The organism is Actinacidiphila acidipaludis (assembly GCF_019890725.1).
Taxonomy (GTDB): Bacteria; Actinomycetota; Actinomycetes; order Streptomycetales; family Streptomycetaceae; genus Actinacidiphila; species Actinacidiphila acidipaludis.
In genome coordinates this window covers 1-1,850 of record NZ_JAINZZ010000128.1, presented here as the reverse complement: position 1 = coordinate 1,850, position 1,850 = coordinate 1, and the positions used below count along the sequence as shown (strand labels likewise).

Annotated in this window: 2 protein-coding genes; both read right to left on the bottom strand. The window is 69.7% G+C overall.

From position 1 onward, the window contains the following. Positions 1-4 precede the first annotated feature (4 nt). Positions 5-976, bottom strand: a complete 972-nt coding sequence (locus tag K7862_RS36950; RefSeq protein WP_222970165.1) for an electron transfer flavoprotein subunit alpha/FixB family protein — start codon at positions 974-976, stop codon at positions 5-7. Between the two features lie 82 nt (positions 977-1,058). Next, positions 1,059-1,844: an electron transfer flavoprotein subunit beta/FixA family protein gene (locus K7862_RS36945; protein WP_222970167.1), complete on the bottom strand. Its 786-nt coding sequence runs from the start codon at positions 1,842-1,844 to the stop codon at positions 1,059-1,061. Positions 1,845-1,850: the final 6 nt, after the last annotated feature.

Genomic DNA, 1,850 nt, shown 5'->3' with positions numbered 1-1,850 from the left:
GGGGTCAGTTCTTGCGGGTGGTGATGTCGTCGGTGAGTTGGGGCAGGACCTGGAAGAGGTCGCCGACGACGCCGTAGTCGACGAGGTCGAAGATCGGGGCCTCGGGGTCCTTGTTGACCGCGACGATGGTCTTGGAGGTCTGCATGCCCGCCCGGTGCTGGATCGCACCGGAGATCCCGTTGGCGATGTACAGCTGCGGGGAGACGGTCTTGCCGGTCTGGCCGACCTGGTTGCTGTGCGGGTACCAGCCCGCGTCGACCGCGGCCCGCGACGCGCCGACCGCCGCGCCCAGCGCGTCGGCCAGCGCCTCGATCAGCGGGAAGTTCTCCGCACCCCCCACACCCCGGCCGCCGGAGACCACGATCGCCGCCTCGGTCAGCTCCGGACGCCCGGTGGACTGCCGCGGCGTGCGCGCCACCACCTTCGTGCCGGTGGCCAGCTCCCCGAACGACACCGAAAGCTCCTCCACCGTGCCGGCCGCGGCCGCCTGCTCCACCGGCGCGGAGTTCGGCTTGACCGTGATCACCGGCACCCCGCTGGTCACCCGCGAGGTCGTGGTGAACGCCGCCGCGAACACCGACTGCGTGGCCACCGGCCCCTCCTCCGAGGCCTGCACGTCCACCGCGTCGGTGATCAGACCCGAACCCAGCCGCAACGCCAGCCGCGCCGCGATCTCCTTGCCCTCACCCGAGGACGCCACCAGCACCGCCGCCGGCTCACCCACCACACCCACCGCGGCCTGCAACGCGTCGACCTTCGGCACCACCAGGTACTGGCCGAACTCCTCCGCCTCGGCCACCAGCACCCGCACCGCACCGTGCTCACCCAGCACACCCGCCGCCTGCCGCGCACCCGACCCGGCACCCAGCAGCACCGCCACCGGATCACCCAACCGCCGCGCGATCGTCAGCAACTCCAGCGTCGGCTTACGCACCACACCATCGACATGATCGACAAAAACCAGAACATCAGCCATCAGAATCGAACTCCTACCGCACCAAGGGGGGAAGACACAACGCGACACCGGCACCACCGGCCCGGCACCGCCACAGCACCGCTCAGATGAACTTCTGCGCCGCCAGGAACTCCGCGAGCTGCTTACCGCCCTCGCCCTCGTCCTTCACGATCGTGCCCGCACTGCGCGCAGGCCGCGCCGACGCCTCCCGCACCACCGTCCACGCACCCGCCAGCCCCACACCACCGGCATCCACCCCCAGATCCGCCAGATCCAGCGACTCCACCGGCTTCTTCTTCGCCGCCATGATCCCCTTGAACGACGGATACCGCGCCTCACCCGACTGATCCGTCACCGACACCACCGCCGGCAGATCCGCCACCAACTCCTCGCTGGCCGCATCCCCGTCACGCCGACCGGTCACCCGCCCGTCCGCCACCGACACCTGCGACAGCAACGTCACCTGCGGCACACCCAGCCGCTCGGCCAGCAACGCCGGCACCACACCCGCCGTCCCGTCCGTCGACGCCATCCCCGTGACCACCAGATCGAACCCCACACGCTCGATCACCCTGGCCAACACCAACGACGTGCCCATCACATCCGTGCCATGCAGACCCTCGTCCTCCACATGCACACCCTTGTCCGCACCCATCGACAGCGCCTTGCGCACCGCGTCCCGCGCATCCTCCGGACCCACCGTCACCACGGTGACCTCCGCGTCCCCCGACGCCTCCGCGATCTGCAACGCCTGCTCCACCGCGTACTCGTCCAACTCCGACAGCAGACCGTCCACCGCATCACGATCCGTCGTCAGATCCCCCGCGAAATGACGATCACCCGTCGCATCGGGCACGTACTTCACAGCCACAACGATCCTCAAGCTCACGCCAGC

What these genes read in the sequence shown, in the direction of transcription:
- K7862_RS36950 (WP_222970165.1), bottom strand. Translation starts at nt 976, where the DNA reads ATGGCTGATGTTCTGGTTTTTGTCGATCATGTCGATGGTGTGGTGCGT.